The sequence below is a fragment of the Enterococcus sp. AZ129 genome (genome assembly GCF_051714505.1).
Lineage (GTDB): Bacteria > Bacillota > Bacilli > Lactobacillales > Enterococcaceae > Enterococcus > Enterococcus faecalis.
Window position 1 is genome coordinate 483,286 of sequence record NZ_JBIORY010000001.1, and the last position, 17,757, is coordinate 501,042.

The window sequence follows — 17,757 nt, forward strand, 5'->3', positions numbered from 1 at the left end:
AGATGGAAGGTGTCTTTCATCTACAGTTTTTTTCATATAAAATAACTTTTGAAAGGGTGTGTCAAAATGGATAAAAATTATTCGAAAATTAAATATGGATTAGTGGTGTTTGGCATCTTATGCTTGACGTACAATCTCTGGGAATTTTTTACGGCCAAGTATTCAACAAAACAAGGTGTGACGTTTGTTATCGAATGTTTACTTGGAATTGGGCTGATCTTTTTACCGGATCTTGTCAATAAATTTTTAAAAATTATTATGCCACCGACCATCGTTTATTTTTACTGGTTTTTCTTATTTATTTCAGTATTCCTAGGAACCTCGTTGCATATGATTTCAATCATTTCGTTCTGGGATAAAATTTTACACTTTGTTAGTCCGATGCTGTTAACTGCTGTTGGTTATGGTATTGCTGGTTTCCTATTGAAGAAAACGAAGTACGCCGATGTTTCCCCGTGGTTATTTTTATTATTTGGGTTTGCATTTGCAGTGCTTTGTGGCGTTTTCTGGGAATTTTGGGAATTTATCTGCGATTCATTAGGGAACATGAATTTACAACGCTATAATATGTCCAACGGCCAACCGTTTATTGGGCGTGCTGCTTTAATGGATACGATGGGGGATTTATTTACCAATACCCTTGGGGCCTTTGTGATGGGCGTGTATACGTATATCAGAAGCAAAGGAAATCCTGAGTATTTAGAAAATTATGCGATAAAGAGAAAATAATAAAAAAGCGATTCAACCATGGTTGAATCGCTTTTTTGCTGTTTTTTTAAGCAGGTACTTCGACAGGTTTTTTCAAAAGTCCGTAGACAATTCCTGAAATAATCGCCCCAATTAAGATGAACAATAGATATAGTAATGGATTACTTAATAGGAAGACGACGAAGATTCCTCCATGTGGTGCCAATAATTTGATACCAAACGCACCAACCAACGCACCAGTAAAGGCAGAACCTACCACGAAACTTGGAATCACACGTAATGGGTCAGCTGCTGCAAAAGGAATTGCCCCTTCAGTGACAAAAGAAAGTCCCATTACAATATTGGTTAAGCCGGCATCTTGTTGATCTTTTGTAAATTTATTTTTAAATAAACGAGTTGCTACGAAAATTGCTAATGGAGGAACCATTCCGCCAGCCATTACAGAAGCCATGACCACGCTGCCACCTTCTGCAACAGTACTTGCTAGCGTAGCTGTACCGAAAACATAAGCAGCTTTGTTAACTGGTCCACCTAAGTCGATGGCCATCATACCAGCTAATAAGGCACCAAGTAAAGCAGCATTTGTGCCATCTAAGCCAAGTAGGAAATGATTTAACGCATCATTAATTGCTTTCATTGGGATGTTAATGACTAACATTAATAAGCCTGTAATAATCAAACCAAAAACTGGATAGAATAAAATGGTTTTAATTCCATCTAATGATTTTGGCAAGCCTTTGAAAACTTTACGTAAAAGAACCACTACATAACCAGCTAAGAAACCACCGATTAGGGCCCCAAGGAACCCAGCTCCTCCGGCGTTTGCTAATGCACCTGCCGCGAAACCAGCAACTAAGCCTGGACGATCCCCGATACTAGAAGCAATAAAACCAGCTAAGACAGGTAACATAAAGCCAAATGCTGCGCCACCAATTTGGTTAAACCAGCTAGCTACGTCATTGTAATTCCCTAAATTGGCTAATTGATCTTGAGGAACCCCGATAAATTGATCAATCATAAAGGAAAGAGCAATGGCAATTCCGCCACCAATAACGAAAGGTAACATATGAGAAACACCATTCATTAAATCTTTATAGATACGAGAACCGATTGAACCTTCCGCTGAATCCTCTTGGTCGCTTGCAGCCGAGTCACTGCCATGGAAAGTAGGAGCTTCACCACTAATGGCTAAGTTAATTAGTTCTTCGGTTTTACGAATTCCATCACTGACGGGACGATTGACTAATTTTTTACCATCAAATCGATTCATTTCTACTTTTTTATCGGCTGCGACAATCACGCCATCAGCACGAGCAATATCTTCAGCAGTTAAACGATTTTTAATTCCTTCTGAACCGTTTGTTTCTACTTTAATGTCTACGCCCATTTCTTTTGCTTTTTTCTTCAGCGCATCTTCGGCCATGTAAGTATGAGCAATTCCTGTAGGACAAGCAGTCACAGCAATAATATATTTACGATTGCTTTCTGGTGCTGGCGTTGTTTGTTCTTGTTCTGCTTTTTCTTCCGCTTCTTTTTGATCTTCCGCTGCTTGGAAAAGTGCTTGTACAGCTTCTGGAGTTTCCGCTTCTTTCAATTTGCCAACAAATTCTGGATCGATAAGTAATCGAGAAAGGGCCGCAAGCGCTTGGAGATGTGTATCATTGGCGCCTTCTGGAGCAGCAATCATGAAGAATAGATAAGTAGGTTGTCCATCTAGTGCTTCATAATCAACACCTTTTTTACTTTTAGCAAAAAGAACTGTCGGTTCTTTTACGGCACTATTTTTTGCGTGAGGCATAGCGATGCCGTCGCCTAAACCAGTCGATGTTTGTGCTTCGCGTTTTAAAATTCCTTCTTTGTAAGTGTCAATGTCAGAGATGCGGCCACCATCGTATAATTTTTGGACCATTTCATCAATCGCGCCTTTTTTATCAGTAGCTTGTAAATCCATAATCATGACATCTTTTATTAATAAATCATTAATGTTCACTCTATTTTCCTCCCTTAGTGGATTTATTCTGAAATTTTTTCAATTGTTACTTCGTGAATAAGTTCTTGGATAAAATCTTCTGAGGCTAAATCATCAGAAAATGCGGTCGCGCTACCGCAAGCGACACCCCATTTGAAAGCCTCTAAAGGATCTTGTGTTTTTGAAAAGTTGCCAATAAAACCAGCAATCATTGAGTCGCCAGCGCCGACAGAATTTTTCAGTGGACGTTCTAAAACGTTGGAACGATAAACACCTTCTGTTGTGAAAAGTAATGCACCATCACCAGCCATTGAGATAATTACGTGTTGCGCTCCTTCTTCTAGTAACCGATGTCCATAAGGTAAAATATCTTCAACACTTGTAAAGGTTGTATGATATAATTCTGCCAACTCATGATTATTTGGCTTGACCAATAAAGGCTTTTGTGACAAAGCGTTCATTAAATCTTCACCTGTCGTATCAATAACAAATTCTGCGCCTTTTTCCTTCACAATTTGGATTAATTCTTCGTAAAATCCTTTGCGTAGAGAAGCAGGTGTACTTCCTGAAAGAACAACAATATCACCAGCCTGAACACGACTAACTGCTTGTTTTAGTTCTTGAATTTCTTCGTTTGTTAGAGCAGGTCCTAAGCCGTTAATTTCTGTTTCAGTATCTGATTTCAATTTAATGTTGATTCGTGTATCAGCAGACACGGGAGTGAAATTCGTTTGGATTTCTTCTTTTTTCAACCAATCGGCAATGAATGAGCCTGTAAAACCACCTAAAAAACCTAAGGCAGTGGATTCTGTCTCCATACGTTTTAAAATACGTGAAACGTTGATTCCTTTGCCGCCAGGTAATTTAAAATCATTCGTCATCCGATTTAAATCACCAATTTGTAGATGATCGACATGAACGATAAAGTCGATAGAAGGGTTTAAAGTCACTGTGTAAATCATTTGTTTGCCTCCATTAAAATAGTTTTTTGCTGGAATCCTTGAAGCGATTCAGCAGGGCAGTAGTCAGTTAGTAAAGTAACTGACTCTAATTCTTCCACTTTGGTAAACGTTACTTCATTAAATTTTGTATGATCCAGTAAAACATAGGCTGTTTCTGCTTGATGAATAGCCAAGGCTTTTAGCGCTGCTTCTTCGGGATCAGGCGTCGTTAAACCAAACTCTAAATGTGCGCCGTTAGTTCCTAAAAAAGCTTTGTTAAAACGAAAATGTTGTAGCTGTTCCATACTAGTGGCACCAATGATTGCTTTAGTGGAGAGCTTCAAAGTACCACCAAGCATAATAGTGGGAATTTCCATATCGCTAAGTTTTGCAGCGTGATGCACGGAATTCGTCACTACATGGATTTGTTTCCCAACTAAAAAAGGGATCATTTCTAACGTGGTTGAACCAGCATCTAAATAGATCATATCGCCATCTTGTACACAACTAACGGCTAAAGAAGCAATCTTTTGCTTTTCGTGCGTGTTTTTGATTGATTTTTCCGTCATGTTTTGTTCAAAGCCTAAATTAAGAATACGCTTAGCGCCGCCGTGAATGCGTTCTAACAAATTGGCGTCTTCTAATTCTTGTAAATCGCGGCGGATTGTGGATTCTGAAGCATTGAACAAGCTAGCAAGTTCTTGCGATTTGACGACTGATTTTTGATCTAACAATTGTAAAATTTTTTGATGTCGTTCTTCCGTAAGCATTTTCATCCCTCATTTCATGGATATAATAGCACAAATGAAAACGCTAATCAATCTAAAACGGTCAAAAACATTCAAAAAAAATAAAAAACAGTCATAAGAAAAAAAGAAAGCTGCTGAACTCAGGTTCAGCGGCTTTCTTTAATTCACTAAATCATTCGGTAAAGTTTTTTGATAAATCTCTTTTTTGACTTGGTAAGCGAGTTTTTCATCGGTCAAAATAATGAGCACATCGCCAACATGCATAACAGTATCACCATGTGTTAAAATTTCCGATTCGCCACGGCGAATGGAAGTGAGCAACATTTGTTTAGGCCAGACAAAATCACGTACCATCGTATCATCTAAGGAACTTTCTGCAGTGATAGGGAATTCAATAATCGTTTTGTGGCCACGAATATTACTTACTTTAGAAGGAACCAAACGTTCTAATAAGCTTTCATAAATTGGCTTGCCGCCAAGACTATCGATGGTAATATAACTAACTAAAGCGACAACCCCTAAAGACATTAAATGAGAAAAATTGCCGACCATTTCTGTTACTAAAATAATTGCTGTTAACGGTGCTTTACCAATCGCAGTAAAATAACCAGCCATGGCAAAAATTAAAAAGTTTTTCACAAAAATTGGATCCATCCCTACGTATTGGACAAGTAGACTGCCATACAATGTTCCGATAATGGCACCTAAAGTTAGAATAGGCAAGAAAATACCACCAGGGAGATTCGAACCGTAAGAAACCATTGAAAAAACAAAACGTAAAACCAATAAGCCGACTAAAGCCCAAATCGTGGCCGGTTGATTGCCTAAAGCTAAAACAATTTGATTCCCACCGCCAAGTAAATGTGGAAAGAAATAACCAATCGGTAAAATCAAAATAAAAGGAATAAAACCATAATAATTAGAAGAAAGGCCTTTGATTTTTCCATATACTTTTGGTAAGGACAACAATGTTTTTTGATATATCCAACCTAATAATCCTAGCAAAACGCCCAGCAGGACTAATGTCCAATAGTACTCTAAAGGCAAAGATTTAACCGGACCAATATAAAGAACTGGTTGCAATCCGAAGAAATGCAAAGAAACAAAGTTAGCGGAAATGGCCGCAGAAAAAGAGGTTAACCAAACTAAAGGTGAAAAGGAATGGTGAACCTCTTCTAGAACAAATAAAAGTCCTGCGATTGGTGCATTAAAAGCGGCGGCTAAACCAGCACTGGCACCACTACTGATTAAAATTTTTTCTTCAGACTTGGTGCTTTGCCGCCATTGACTATAGCCTTGTCCAACCACTGCACCTAGTTGAATTGAAGGACCTTCACGTCCCAAAAATAGCCCAGGACTAATCGCTAAGATCCCACCGATAAATTTTTTCCAAAGCACTGGAAACCAATGAATTTCTAATTGACCTTGAAGTTGTCCTTCCACTTGGGGAATGCCACTGCCTTTAATTGCTGGTTCGCTCTTAATCAGTCGTCCTAATAAATAAGCAAGCACGAGAGAAAATAAGAACCAAGGAATCATCCAAAAGGGTTTTTCGTGAAACGTTTGATACAGATGAACGACTTGTTCGCCAATTTTTTCAATGCCTAAGCGAAATAAGCTGACAACAAAGCCGACCAGGATTCCGACGACGATGCCTTTAAGGATAAAGCCGATTCGGGTACCATCTAATTGTTTAATTTCATGTACATCATTATTCATTTCATTTTTAGCCTCCATCACTACTTACTAATGTACTGCGGTTTGACTTGATTTACAAGAAAATTTCATATAAAAAGAAAAAGATTTTTTGTTCTTTTCTAAAGAACTTCAAAGGGATTTTTGGTATACTGTATAAGATTGAAAAAAGAGAGAGGACGTTTAATATGACACAAAAACATGCCTTGGTTCAGGGAATGAATCCTCGACAAGAAGAAGCCGTTTTGCATACAGAAGGACCACTGTTAGTCATGGCTGGTGCTGGTAGTGGAAAAACGCGGGTTTTAACACACCGAATTGCCTATCTAATTGAGGAAAAAGAAGTAAATCCATGGAATATTTTGGCGATTACGTTTACCAATAAAGCTGCTAAAGAAATGAAAGAGCGTGTAAATAAATTACTGGAAACGGGTGGCGAAGATGTATGGGTCTCCACTTTTCACTCCATGTGTGTAAGAATTTTACGTCGTGATGTGGATCAGATTGGTTACAACCGTAATTTTACAATTATTGACCCATCGGAACAAAAAACATTAATGAAACGCATCTTAAACGACTTAAATATTGATTCAAAAAAATATGATCCTCGCTCAATTTTAGGTACGATTAGCAATGCCAAAAATGAATTACAAACGCCTGAAAAAGTTGCTGAAATGCAAGGTTCCTTATATGAAGAAATTGTCGCAAAATGCTATGAAGCCTATCAAAAAGAATTACGCAAAAACCAATGTATGGATTTTGATGATTTGATTATGAATACGATTCGTTTATTTAATGAACAACCAGATACGTTGGCTTTCTACCAAAATAAATTTCACTATATTCATGTGGATGAATACCAAGATACCAATCATGCACAATATACCTTAGTCAATTTATTGGCTGCACGTTTCAAAAATCTGTGTGTCGTAGGTGATGCCGACCAAAGTATCTATGGTTGGCGCGGGGCGGATATGCAAAATATCTTGGATTTTGAAAAAGATTATCCAGATGCCAGTGTAATTTTGCTAGAACAAAATTATCGATCCACCAAAAACATTTTGGCGGCTGCGAATGATGTCATCAAAAATAACCGTAACCGCCGCGAGAAAGAACTGTGGACAGAAAATATAGACGGTGAAAAAATTGTCTATTATCGCGGGGACACAGAACGGGATGAAACACAATTTATTGTGAGCCAAATCCAAAAAGAAATGCGGGAAAATGACCGAATTTATGGTGATTTTGCAGTATTATATCGGACCAATGCTCAATCCCGTGTAGTGGAAGAAATGCTCTTGAAATCTAATATTCCGTATACCATGGTGGGCGGACATAAATTCTACGACCGTAAAGAAATTAAAGATATTTTGGCTTATTTAAGTTTGATTGCCAATCCAGATGATTCGATTAGTTTTGAACGAATTGTCAATGAACCAAAACGAGGAATCGGTAAAAGTTCAATTGAAAAATTACGGCTATTTGCGGATACGCATGGTTGGGCTTTGCTGGAAGCTGCCCAAAATGTTGATTTGGCAAATATTTCAGGAAAAGCGGGTAAAGAGCTTGGTAATTTTGGCATGATGATTCAAGACTTAACGAAAACAGTGCCCTATTTAACGATTACAGAATTGGTGAAAGAAACTTTACAACGTAGTGGTTATCGGGAAGCTTTGATGGCGCAAAATAATTTAGAGTCTCAAGCTCGCTTAGAAAACTTGGACGAATTTTTATCTGTGACACAAGAATTTGATAAACGTTTTGAAGCGCAAAACAACGACGATCCAAATGGCGAAGAAACAAAATTGGCGGATTTCTTAACAGATTTAGCCTTGGTTTCTGATTTAGATAATTTAGAAGAGAGCTCTTCGCAGGTAACCTTAATGACGTTGCATGCGGCCAAAGGGCTGGAATTTCCAGTGGTCTTTTTAATGGGCTTAGAAGAAGGGGTTTTCCCATTATCACGTGCCATGCTAGAAGAAAGTGAACTGGAAGAAGAACGGCGCTTGGCTTATGTTGGTATCACACGAGCGGAAGAAGCCTTGTTCTTAACGAATGCTTATTCGAGAACATTATATGGTCGCACGCAATATAATCGACCAAGTCGCTTTTTAGAAGAAATTGAGGCGGAGCGTTTAATGAAACAAGGGGCGGCAGCCAATTTACAGAAAGCTCCAGCGCGCACCTTTGATCCTAAAGTATTTAAGCCCAGCGCAAGTAAACCAGCTTATACACAACCAGCTACAAAATCAGTTAGCAACAAAGTGGCAAGTGGTGGCGAAAAAGTTTCTTGGCAAGCAGGTGATAAGGTCCAACATAAAGCATGGGGCGTTGGTACAGTCGTTCGTGTAGGCGGTTCGGCCAAAGACTTAGAGTTGGACATTGCTTTCCCAGAAAAAGGCATTAAACGGTTGTTAGCGGCATTTGCACCAATTGAAAAAATTTAACATGCAAAATAGGTCAGCGATTTAATGAGAAATCATCATTAGTTAAATTCTTTTTATTTTCTATCTTAGTGTAAATGTGTTAAAAAGACGATAGGAGCATTACGCTTATGAGGAGGAGTTCTACGATGGAACAACAACCATTAACATTAACGGCGGCGACAACTCGTGCGCAAGAATTAAGAAAACAACTCAATCAATATTCCCATGAATATTATGTCAAAGATCAACCATCCGTAGAAGATTATGTTTACGATCGTTTGTATAAAGAGTTAGTCGATATTGAAACGGAGTTTCCTGATTTAATCACGCCAGATTCGCCGACACAACGTGTAGGTGGCAAAGTTTTATCTGGTTTTGAAAAAGCTCCGCATGACATTCCAATGTATAGTTTAAATGATGGGTTTAGCAAGGAAGACATTTTTGCTTTTGATGAACGTGTTCGTAAGGCGATTGGTAAACCCGTTGCTTACTGTTGCGAGTTGAAAATTGATGGGTTAGCAATTTCATTACGTTATGAAAACGGGGTGTTTGTACGCGGAGCAACACGAGGCGATGGAACGGTTGGTGAAAACATTACAGAGAACTTACGAACGGTTCGCTCTGTACCGATGCGTTTAACGGAGCCCATTTCAGTGGAAGTTCGTGGCGAGTGCTACATGCCTAAACAATCCTTTGTCGCATTGAATGAAGAACGTGAAGAAAATGGCCAAGATATTTTTGCCAATCCTCGGAATGCAGCGGCGGGAAGCTTGCGCCAACTAGATACAAAAATTGTGGCTAAACGGAACTTAAATACGTTTTTATACACAGTTGCTGACTTTGGACCAATGAAAGCGAAGACGCAGTTTGAGGCATTAGAAGAGCTTTCTGCAATTGGTTTTAGAACCAATCCCGAACGGCAATTATGTCAGTCAATTGATGAAGTTTGGGCCTACATTGAAGAATACCATGAAAAGCGGAGCACTTTGCCATACGAAATCGATGGAATTGTGATTAAAGTGAACGAATTTGCGTTGCAAGATGAATTAGGTTTCACTGTCAAAGCACCTCGCTGGGCGATTGCCTACAAATTTCCACCAGAAGAAGCAGAAACAGTAGTGGAAGATATTGAATGGACAATTGGGCGCACGGGGGTGGTCACTCCTACTGCGGTCATGGCTCCTGTACGAGTCGCGGGAACCACGGTTAGTCGGGCAAGTTTGCATAATGCAGATTTTATTCAAATGAAAGATATCCGTTTAAATGATCATGTTATTATTTACAAAGCCGGCGATATTATCCCAGAAGTAGCGCAAGTGCTAGTTGAAAAACGTGCAGCCGATAGTCAGCCTTATGAAATGCCGACACATTGTCCAATTTGTCATAGTGAGTTGGTGCATTTAGATGAGGAAGTGGCGTTACGTTGTATTAATCCAAAATGCCCTGCGCAAATTAAAGAAGGGCTGAATCACTTTGTCTCACGAAACGCAATGAACATTGATGGCTTGGGGCCACGAGTGTTAGCACAAATGTATGACAAAGGATTAGTGAAAGACGTAGCGGATCTGTATTTCTTAACAGAAGAACAATTAATGACTTTGGATAAAATCAAAGAAAAATCAGCAAACAACATTTATACTGCCATTCAAGGGAGTAAAGAAAACTCTGTCGAACGTTTGATTTTTGGCTTAGGGATTCGCCATGTGGGGGCGAAAGCGGCGAAAATTTTAGCGGAGCATTTTGGTGATTTACCAACCTTAAGTCGTGCAACCGCGGAAGAAATTGTGGCTTTGGATTCAATTGGCGAAACAATCGCAGACAGCGTTGTGACGTATTTTGAAAATGAGGAAGTTCATGAATTAATGGCTGAACTGGAAAAAGCCCAAGTGAACTTGACATATAAAGGTCTCCGGACAGAACAATTAGCAGAAGTGGAGTCACCTTTCAAAGACAAAACAGTTGTTTTAACAGGAAAATTAGCGCAGTACACTCGCGAAGAAGCCAAAGAAAAAATTGAAAATCTTGGTGGAAAAGTTACAGGGAGTGTTTCGAAAAAAACTGACATTGTGGTTGCTGGCGAAGATGCAGGCAGTAAATTAACCAAAGCTGAAAGCTTAGGCGTGACCGTTTGGAATGAACAAGAAATGGTCGATGCGTTAGATGCAAGTCATTTTTAAGAAGAAAAATTAACGTTGTCAGATTTTATGTAGTAATTTGATGGTATGCTTATTTTAGTCATAAAAGTTATATGAACGAGGACTTTCTGAGTTGAGAAAGGAGGTTGATGCTTATGCGCAATTCTTCTTATCTTAATGAAAGGAGCAATGTTTTTGTCCGTTGAAGCAGCATTGGGACTGATGATTGGTTTTGCAACACTTGTTGTGACCATTATCTTCGTTATCTTAGCGCTTGTCTTAGACAACAAAAATAACCGTTCATAAGCTTTGAGGAGCTGAACGGTTAAGCGTTTGAAATAAAACCAATAACTCAGTAAGCCGCTAGTTCTTATAACTAGTAGTGGCTACTAGAGAGGTATGTTCCTGCATATCTCTCTTTTCATTTTCATAATAACATGTTTCCGTCATTTTTGCGAGCGACAAATTATCAATGAAATTCAAGGTTTCATCTAAAATATCCGACCATTTTATGGTAGAATAGGAACAGAGTGAACAGCTGTGCTAAGCTGTTTAAAGAAATACAATCCAATTGATTAATCTGAAAATGAAAATTTCAGTAAATGATAGAAAGAAGGGTATCTATGGCAATTACAGAAGAACAAGTCAAACATGTCGCTAAATTATCAAAATTATCTTTCTCCGAAGAAGAATTAGCGGACTTTACCAATCAACTAGATAAAATTATTGATATGGTGGAATTACTAGAAGAAGTAGATACAACCGGGGTTCCTTTTACTTCAAATGTGAATGAATCAATCAATGTCATGCGTGAAGACGTAGCGACACCAGGAATGGACCGTAAAGAATTAATGCGGAATGTTCCGGAATCAGAGAATGGTTACATTAAAGTGCCTGCAATTATGGATAACGGGGAGGCAGGAGCCTAATGGAAAAATTATACGACAAATCGTTAACAGAGTTACATGATTTATTGGTCTCAAAAGAAATCACTGCAGTTGATTTAACCGAAGAAACATTAAATCGTATTCAAGATACAGAAGAACAACTAGGTTCTTTTATCACAGTTAGTGAAGAAAAAGCAATGGCATTAGCCAAAGCGATTGACTTAAAAGGCATCACTGAAAGTAATCCATTAGCTGGGATTCCTATTGGGATTAAAGACAACATTGTCACAAAAGATATTTTAACAACAGCTGGCTCAAAAATGTTACACAATTTTGACCCAATTTATGATGCGACCGTGATGGATAAAGTCTATCAAGCAGATATGATTCCTGTCGGAAAATTGAACATGGATGAATTTGCCATGGGCGGAAGTACGGAAACGTCTTACTTCAAGAAAACAAAAAATGCTTGGGATCAAACCAAAGTTCCTGGCGGTTCTTCTGGTGGTTCAGCTTCTGCTGTCGCAGCCGGACAAGTCCCAGTTTCTTTAGGGAGCGATACAGGAGGTAGTATCCGCCAACCAGCCGCATTCAACGGTATTGTGGGCTTGAAACCAACTTATGGACGTGTGTCTCGTTTTGGTTTGATTGCTTTTGCTTCAAGTTTAGACCAAATTGGTCCATTGACACGAAATGTTAAAGACAATGCCTTAGCTTTAAATGCAATTAGTGGTTATGACGAAAAAGACGGCACTTCTGCAGGCGTTTCTGTTCCTGATTTTACGGCAGATTTAACTGGCGACATCAAAGGCATGAAAATTGCTTTACCAAAAGAATACTTAGGTGAAGGGGTACAACCTGATGTTCGTGAAGCGGTATTAAAAGCAGCAGAAACGTTCAAAGCTTTAGGCGCAACAGTGGAAGAAGTTAGCTTACCACATTCTAAATATGGGATTGCCGCTTACTATATTATTGCCTCTTCAGAAGCAAGTTCAAACTTACAACGCTTTGATGGCATTCGTTATGGTTACCGTTCCGAAAATGTCCAAAATCTAGAAGACGTCTATGTTAATTCGCGTTCCGAAGGCTTTGGTACTGAAGTCAAACGTCGGATTATGTTAGGAACCTTCTCTTTAAGTGCTGGTTATTATGATGCGCACTTTAAAAAGGCTGGTCAAGTCCGTACACTAATCAAACAAGATTTTGAGAATGTCTTTGCGGATTATGACTTAATCATTGGCCCATCAACACCAACTGTTGCTTTTGGTTTGGGTGAAAATATCAATGACCCAATCACGATGTATATGTATGATATTTTAACTGTTCCTGTTAACTTAGCTGGGTTACCAGGCATGTCAATTCCAGCAGGCTTCTCAGAAGGATTGCCAGTTGGTTTACAAATTATTGGAAAACATTTTGACGAACATACAATGTATAAAGCAGCCTATGCTTTTGAACAAGCGACAGATTTCCATACGAAAAAACCAGTCATTTTAGGGGGGAACGATTAATGAACTTTGAAACTGTCATTGGATTAGAAGTCCACGTAGAATTGAAAACCAACTCTAAAATTTTCTCCTCTGCGCCAGCGCATTTCGGAGCAGAACCAAACAGCAACACAAACGTGGTTGACTGGAGTTACCCAGGTGTTTTACCTGTGATGAATAAAGGTGCTTTAGAATTTGGCATGAAAGCAGCACTTGCCTTGAACTGTGAAATTTCAAAAGAAACACATTTTGACCGTAAAAACTATTTTTACCCAGATAACCCGAAAGCATACCAAATTTCTCAATTTGATCAACCAATCGGACATGATGGTTGGATTGAAATTGAAGTCGAAGGCAAAAAGAAAAAAATTCGCATTGAACGTGTGCATTTAGAAGAAGATGCTGGGAAAAATATTCACGGCACAGATGGCTATTCTTATGTAGACTTGAATCGTCAAGGCACGCCTTTAATTGAAATCGTTTCTGAAGCAGACATGCGTTCACCAGAAGAAGCGTATGCTTATTTAGAAGCGTTGCGTTCAATTATCCAATTTACAGAAGTTTCTGATGTGAAAATGGAAGAAGGTTCTATGCGTTGTGATGCCAATATTTCTTTACGTCCGTATGGTCAAGAAGAATTTGGTACTAAAGCGGAATTAAAGAACTTGAACTCTATGAACTTTGTAAAAAAAGGTTTAGCTTATGAAGAAAAACGCCAGGCCAAAGTCCTATTATCTGGTGGCGAAATTCAACAAGAAACACGCCGCTTTGATGAAGCAACTAGTACAACGTTGCTTATGCGTGTTAAAGAAGGCTCAAGTGACTACCGTTACTTCCCAGAGCCAGATGTTCCTCGTTTTTCAATTGATGATGAATGGATTGAAAAAGTTCGCGCTAGTTTGCCAGAAATGCCAGCCTCACGTCGTGCCCGTTATATCAGTGAATTAGGGTTACCTGAATACGACGCAATGGTCTTGACTTTAACGAAAGAAATGTCAGATTTCTTTGAAGCAACTCTAGCAAACGGTGCAGATGCGAAACAAGCATCAAACTGGTTAATGGGCGAAGTTTCTGCTTACTTAAACAGTGAAAAAGTTGAATTAGCCGATACTAAACTGACACCAGAAAATCTAGCGGGTATGATTACTTTGATTAACGATGGCACAATCAGCTCGAAAATTGCGAAGAAAGTGTTCAAAGAGTTAATTGAAAACGGTGGAGATGCTAAAGAAGTTGTCGAAGCAAAAGGCCTTGTTCAATTATCTGATCCAGCGCAATTATTACCAATGATTAACGAAGTTTTAGACAACAACCAACAATCAATTGATGACTTTAAAAACGGAAAAGACCGTGCAGTTGGTTTCCTTGTTGGACAAATTATGAAAGCAACTCGTGGACAAGCAAACCCAGGTGTGGTTAACAAGTTATTGCAAGAAGAGCTTTCAAAACGATAAGAAAGTAGCAGGCAAACCATGAAAAAAGCTAGAGTGATTTATAATCCAACGTCAGGAAAAGAGTTAATCAAAAAGAACTTAGCCGATATTTTATCTATTTTAGAAGAATGTGGTTATGAAGCCAGTGCATTTGCGACCACACCAGAAGAAAATTCAGCACGCAATGAAGCACATCGTGCTGCGCGTGCAGGATTTGATTTACTAGTAGCAGCAGGTGGAGATGGGACCATTAATGAAGTCGTGAATGGGATTGCTCCGTTGAAGCGGCGCCCTAAAATGGCCATTATTCCTGCTGGAACGACGAATGACTATGCACGGGCCTTGAAGATTCCTCGTGATAATATCGTTAAGGCAGCAGAAGTGATTAAAAAAAATCAAACTGTCAAAATGGATATTGGTCAAGCCGGCAAAAATTACTTTATCAATATTGCGGCGGGTGGTCATTTAACGGAACTGACTTATGAAGTTCCGTCAGAGTTGAAAAGTATTTTTGGTTACTTAGCGTACTTAGCCAAAGGAGCCGAAATGTTGCCGCGAGTGAAGCCGATTAAAATGCGCATGACGTATGATGAAGGTGTGTACGAAGGCAATGCATCAATGTTTTTCCTAGGGCTGACTAACTCGGTGGGTGGTTTTGAGCAAATCGTACCAGATGCTAAATTAGACGATGGTAAGTTTTCATTAATCATTGTAAAAACAGCCAATATTTTTGAGATTCTTCATTTAGTTGCGTTAATGTTAAATGGTGGAAAGCATGTTGAAGATCATCGACTAATCTATACAAAGACCAGCTATTTACATGCAGAAACGTTAGAAAAGAACAATAAAATGATGATTAATTTAGATGGTGAATATGGAGGCGATGCTCCAATGACCTTTAAAAATATGCATCAACACATTGAAATTTTTGCAAATGGTGATGCACTGCCGTCCAATGCAATTATGGGTTCTGTCTTAACTGGTAGCGATGAGATTGTCGTAGAATCAGAAGACGAAGAGGAAGAAGCATATAACGAAGCTAGCAAAGAATTTGTCAAAGAAGTTGAACGACTAACAGACGAAGATATTGATGGCGATGGAAAGATTGCCGAAAAAGAAAAGCACTAGGTAGTCCGTGAATAGCTAATGAAAGATTTAGTTGATAAGATCTTTCATTGGCTATTTTTTGACTAAGGGAAAGGGTCTCATTCTTTTATTTACCTAAAAAGTTCAAACGGAATTGCTAAATCGCCATGAAAATTCGTTGTTGCTTTTCTTAGGTATTTTCATTAGAATGAGTGAAGTGTATAAAAAGAAGGAGCGACTTATGAAAAATTATCCAGTAAAGAAAAATGACGTCATTGAAGTAGAAATCATTGACTTGACGCATGATGGTTTAGGCGTGGCAAAAGTGGACCATTATCCATTGTTTATTGAAAATGCCTTACCAGGTGAAAAACTTGAAATCAAAGTCTTAAAAACAGGCAAAAGTTTTGGTTATGGGAAAGTATTGACTGTCCTAAAAAGCAGTGAACAGCGTGTTCCCGTGAAAGATGAAAACTTTACAAAAGTCGGGATTAGTCCGTTGCAACATTTAGCGTACGGCGCCCAACTATCATTTAAAACGCAACAAGTCGAAAATGTTATGCAACGTGTCGCTAAATTGCCAGAAGTCCCTGTTTTACCAACAATTGGGATGAACGATCCGTGGCATTACCGGAACAAAGCACAAATTCCCGTGCGTAAAATTGACAACCAACTACAAACAGGTTTTTTCCGGAAAAATAGCCATGATTTAATTCCAATGGAACATTTTTATATTCAAGACCCAGAAATTGATGCAGCAATTGTTAAAATCCGTGACATTATGCGTAAATATAGCGTAAAACCTTATAACGAATCTGATAATACAGGGAACTTACGCCATATTGTCGTTCGTCGTGGCTACCATACTGGGGAGATGATGGTTGTTCTAATTACGAGAACACCGAAATTATTCCCAATTAGTAAAATTGTGCCAGACATTTTGGAAGCTATTCCGGAAGTAGTCAGCATTGTACAAAATGTAAATCCAAAACGAACCAATGTCATTTTTGGCGACGAAACCATCTTATTACATGGGTCTGAAAAAATTACAGATACTATTTTTGATTTGAAATTTGAAATTTCCGCGCGTTCATTTTATCAAGTAAATCCACAACAAACAGAAGTGATGTATCAAAAAGTTAAAGAGTATGCGGCTTTAACAGGCAATGAAATTGTGGTGGATGCCTATTGCGGGATTGGAACGATTGGCTTAACTTTAGCCCAAGATGCAAAGCAAGTTTACGGTATTGAAGTGATTGAAGAAGCGGTCAAAGATGCAGAAAATAATGCTAAATTAAACAACATTGAGAATGCCACTTTCACGGCTGGTTTAGCGGAAGAATTATTGCCAAAATTAGTTGAAAATGGCTTGCAACCAGATGTTGTGGTGGTGGATCCACCACGGAAAGGGTTAGACGGTCAATTAGTAAACACATTAATTGAAACGCAACCTGAACGAATTGTTTATGTCAGCTGTAATCCAGCCACACTCGCTCGCGACATTGCATTATTAACAGAAGGTGGCTATGAAGCAAAAGAAATTCAACCAGTGGATAATTTCCCACAAACGACCCACATTGAATCTGTCACGTTATTAACAAAGGCGGTGGATTAAATGAATGAAAAAGAAAAAATGTTAGAATTAATTAAAAAGAAACAAGGTGGTGGCCGTTCTAAAAAAATGGAAACTCCCAAAAATGATCGTAAAAACATGCGCAAAGGGCCTAAAATTTTTAATAAATAAGCGGTTATCAGTAAAAAGTTGTCGCCCATTAATGAAATGGGCGACAACTTTTTTGTTAAAGCATTCCTAGCCAAACAAATAAGTTGTTATTTTGCTAGTAAATCTGTTATTTTAGACAAAAGACAAGGAGGGCTATTCAGTGGAATATGTAACAACATTAGAAGAATTAGAAGAAAAAATTACAGACAATCGTCTACAAGCCGTCTTTTTGACAGCAAAAAATTGTAGTGTTTGTACAGTTGATAAACCGATTGTCGAAAAAATTGCAACAAAATATGAATTTCCTACATACATTGCAGAAGCTGATAAAAGTCCAGAAATAATTGGACAATTAAATGCTTTTTCTGCACCGACCATTATCTTATACTATGAAGGAAAAGAAATTCATCGCCAAGCTAAAATTATTAACTTTCAAGAAATTGAAAAGAGAGTTCGACAAGTACAAGAAAATAGTTAATCAAAAAGGAAGCCACCGATCACGGAGAGGCTTCCTTTTT

Annotated in this window: 16 protein-coding genes; 11 read left to right on the forward strand and 5 right to left on the reverse strand. The window is 38.5% G+C overall.

What is annotated here, in order from left to right; all coding sequences use genetic code 11:
- The first annotated feature begins 66 nt into the window (after positions 1-66).
- Positions 67-729 carry a hypothetical protein gene (locus IGJ90_RS02425; protein WP_438767513.1) on the forward strand — a complete coding sequence of 221 codons (663 nt, stop codon included), beginning with the start codon at positions 67-69 and terminating at the stop codon, positions 727-729.
- 46 nt (positions 730-775) lie between these two features.
- Here the strand turns inward: IGJ90_RS02425 and IGJ90_RS02430 are convergent, their stop codons facing one another.
- From IGJ90_RS02430 to IGJ90_RS02445, 4 genes are all read right to left on the reverse strand, one after another.
- The gene (locus IGJ90_RS02430; protein ID WP_002366176.1) at positions 776-2,698 is read right to left on the reverse strand and encodes a PTS fructose transporter subunit IIABC; all 1,923 of its coding nucleotides are present in this window, start codon (positions 2,696-2,698) and stop codon (positions 776-778) included.
- A gap of 23 nt (positions 2,699-2,721) precedes the next feature.
- The gene (pfkB, locus tag IGJ90_RS02435) at positions 2,722-3,639 is read right to left on the reverse strand and encodes a 1-phosphofructokinase (protein WP_002355559.1); all 918 of its coding nucleotides are present in this window, start codon (positions 3,637-3,639) and stop codon (positions 2,722-2,724) included.
- Positions 3,636-4,388 carry a DeoR/GlpR family DNA-binding transcription regulator gene (locus tag IGJ90_RS02440; RefSeq protein WP_010706705.1) on the reverse strand — a complete coding sequence of 251 codons (753 nt, stop codon included), beginning with the start codon at positions 4,386-4,388 and terminating at the stop codon, positions 3,636-3,638. The genes pfkB and IGJ90_RS02440 overlap by 4 nt, the downstream gene beginning before the upstream one ends.
- A gap of 138 nt (positions 4,389-4,526) precedes the next feature.
- A complete protein-coding gene (locus IGJ90_RS02445) occupies positions 4,527-6,086 on the reverse strand; it encodes a ClC family H(+)/Cl(-) exchange transporter (RefSeq protein WP_002366177.1) in 1,560 nt (519 codons plus the stop codon).
- Positions 6,087-6,250: 164 nt separating this feature from the next.
- On the opposite strand from IGJ90_RS02445, the gene pcrA reads away from it, so the two are divergent.
- Complete coding sequence (gene pcrA, locus IGJ90_RS02450) at positions 6,251-8,509, forward strand: DNA helicase PcrA (RefSeq protein ID WP_002363179.1); 2,259 nt, start codon at positions 6,251-6,253, stop codon at positions 8,507-8,509.
- A gap of 125 nt (positions 8,510-8,634) precedes the next feature.
- A complete protein-coding gene (gene ligA / locus IGJ90_RS02455; protein WP_002361258.1) occupies positions 8,635-10,665 on the forward strand; it encodes an NAD-dependent DNA ligase LigA in 2,031 nt (676 codons plus the stop codon).
- On the opposite strand, the gene IGJ90_RS02460 is transcribed toward ligA, so the two are convergent.
- Positions 10,662-10,877, reverse strand: coding sequence for a hypothetical protein (locus IGJ90_RS02460; RefSeq protein WP_002399765.1), 216 nt, complete (start codon positions 10,875-10,877; stop codon positions 10,662-10,664). The genes ligA and IGJ90_RS02460 overlap by 4 nt on opposite strands.
- On the opposite strand from IGJ90_RS02460, the gene IGJ90_RS02465 reads away from it, so the two are divergent.
- From IGJ90_RS02465 to IGJ90_RS02500, 8 genes are all read left to right on the forward strand, one after another.
- A complete protein-coding gene (locus IGJ90_RS02465) occupies positions 10,837-10,929 on the forward strand; it encodes a putative holin-like toxin (RefSeq protein ID WP_306297391.1) in 93 nt (30 codons plus the stop codon). The two genes, IGJ90_RS02460 and IGJ90_RS02465, sit on opposite strands and share 41 nt — an antisense overlap.
- Before the next feature lie 317 nt (positions 10,930-11,246).
- A complete protein-coding gene (gatC, locus tag IGJ90_RS02470; protein ID WP_002355569.1) occupies positions 11,247-11,552 on the forward strand; it encodes an Asp-tRNA(Asn)/Glu-tRNA(Gln) amidotransferase subunit GatC in 306 nt (101 codons plus the stop codon).
- Entirely contained in the window at positions 11,552-13,021 is a 1,470-nt protein-coding gene (gene gatA / locus IGJ90_RS02475; protein ID WP_002361259.1) for an Asp-tRNA(Asn)/Glu-tRNA(Gln) amidotransferase subunit GatA, read from the forward strand. The genes gatC and gatA overlap by 1 nt, the downstream gene beginning before the upstream one ends.
- Positions 13,021-14,451 carry an Asp-tRNA(Asn)/Glu-tRNA(Gln) amidotransferase subunit GatB gene (gene gatB / locus IGJ90_RS02480; RefSeq protein WP_002358703.1) on the forward strand — a complete coding sequence of 477 codons (1,431 nt, stop codon included), beginning with the start codon at positions 13,021-13,023 and terminating at the stop codon, positions 14,449-14,451. Before gatA ends, gatB begins: the two co-directional genes overlap by 1 nt.
- A gap of 18 nt (positions 14,452-14,469) precedes the next feature.
- Positions 14,470-15,558: a diacylglycerol kinase gene (locus IGJ90_RS02485; RefSeq protein ID WP_002355572.1), complete on the forward strand. Its 1,089-nt coding sequence runs from the start codon at positions 14,470-14,472 to the stop codon at positions 15,556-15,558.
- Between the two features lie 199 nt (positions 15,559-15,757).
- On the forward strand, positions 15,758-17,131 hold the full coding sequence (gene rlmD / locus IGJ90_RS02490; protein ID WP_002366181.1) for a 23S rRNA (uracil(1939)-C(5))-methyltransferase RlmD: 1,374 nt from the start codon (positions 15,758-15,760) through the stop codon (positions 17,129-17,131).
- Positions 17,132-17,260 carry a hypothetical protein gene (locus tag IGJ90_RS02495; protein ID WP_002355577.1) on the forward strand — a complete coding sequence of 43 codons (129 nt, stop codon included), beginning with the start codon at positions 17,132-17,134 and terminating at the stop codon, positions 17,258-17,260. It begins immediately after the preceding gene.
- Positions 17,261-17,399: 139 nt separating this feature from the next.
- On the forward strand, positions 17,400-17,717 hold the full coding sequence (locus tag IGJ90_RS02500; RefSeq protein ID WP_002355583.1) for a thioredoxin family protein: 318 nt from the start codon (positions 17,400-17,402) through the stop codon (positions 17,715-17,717).
- Positions 17,718-17,757: the final 40 nt, after the last annotated feature.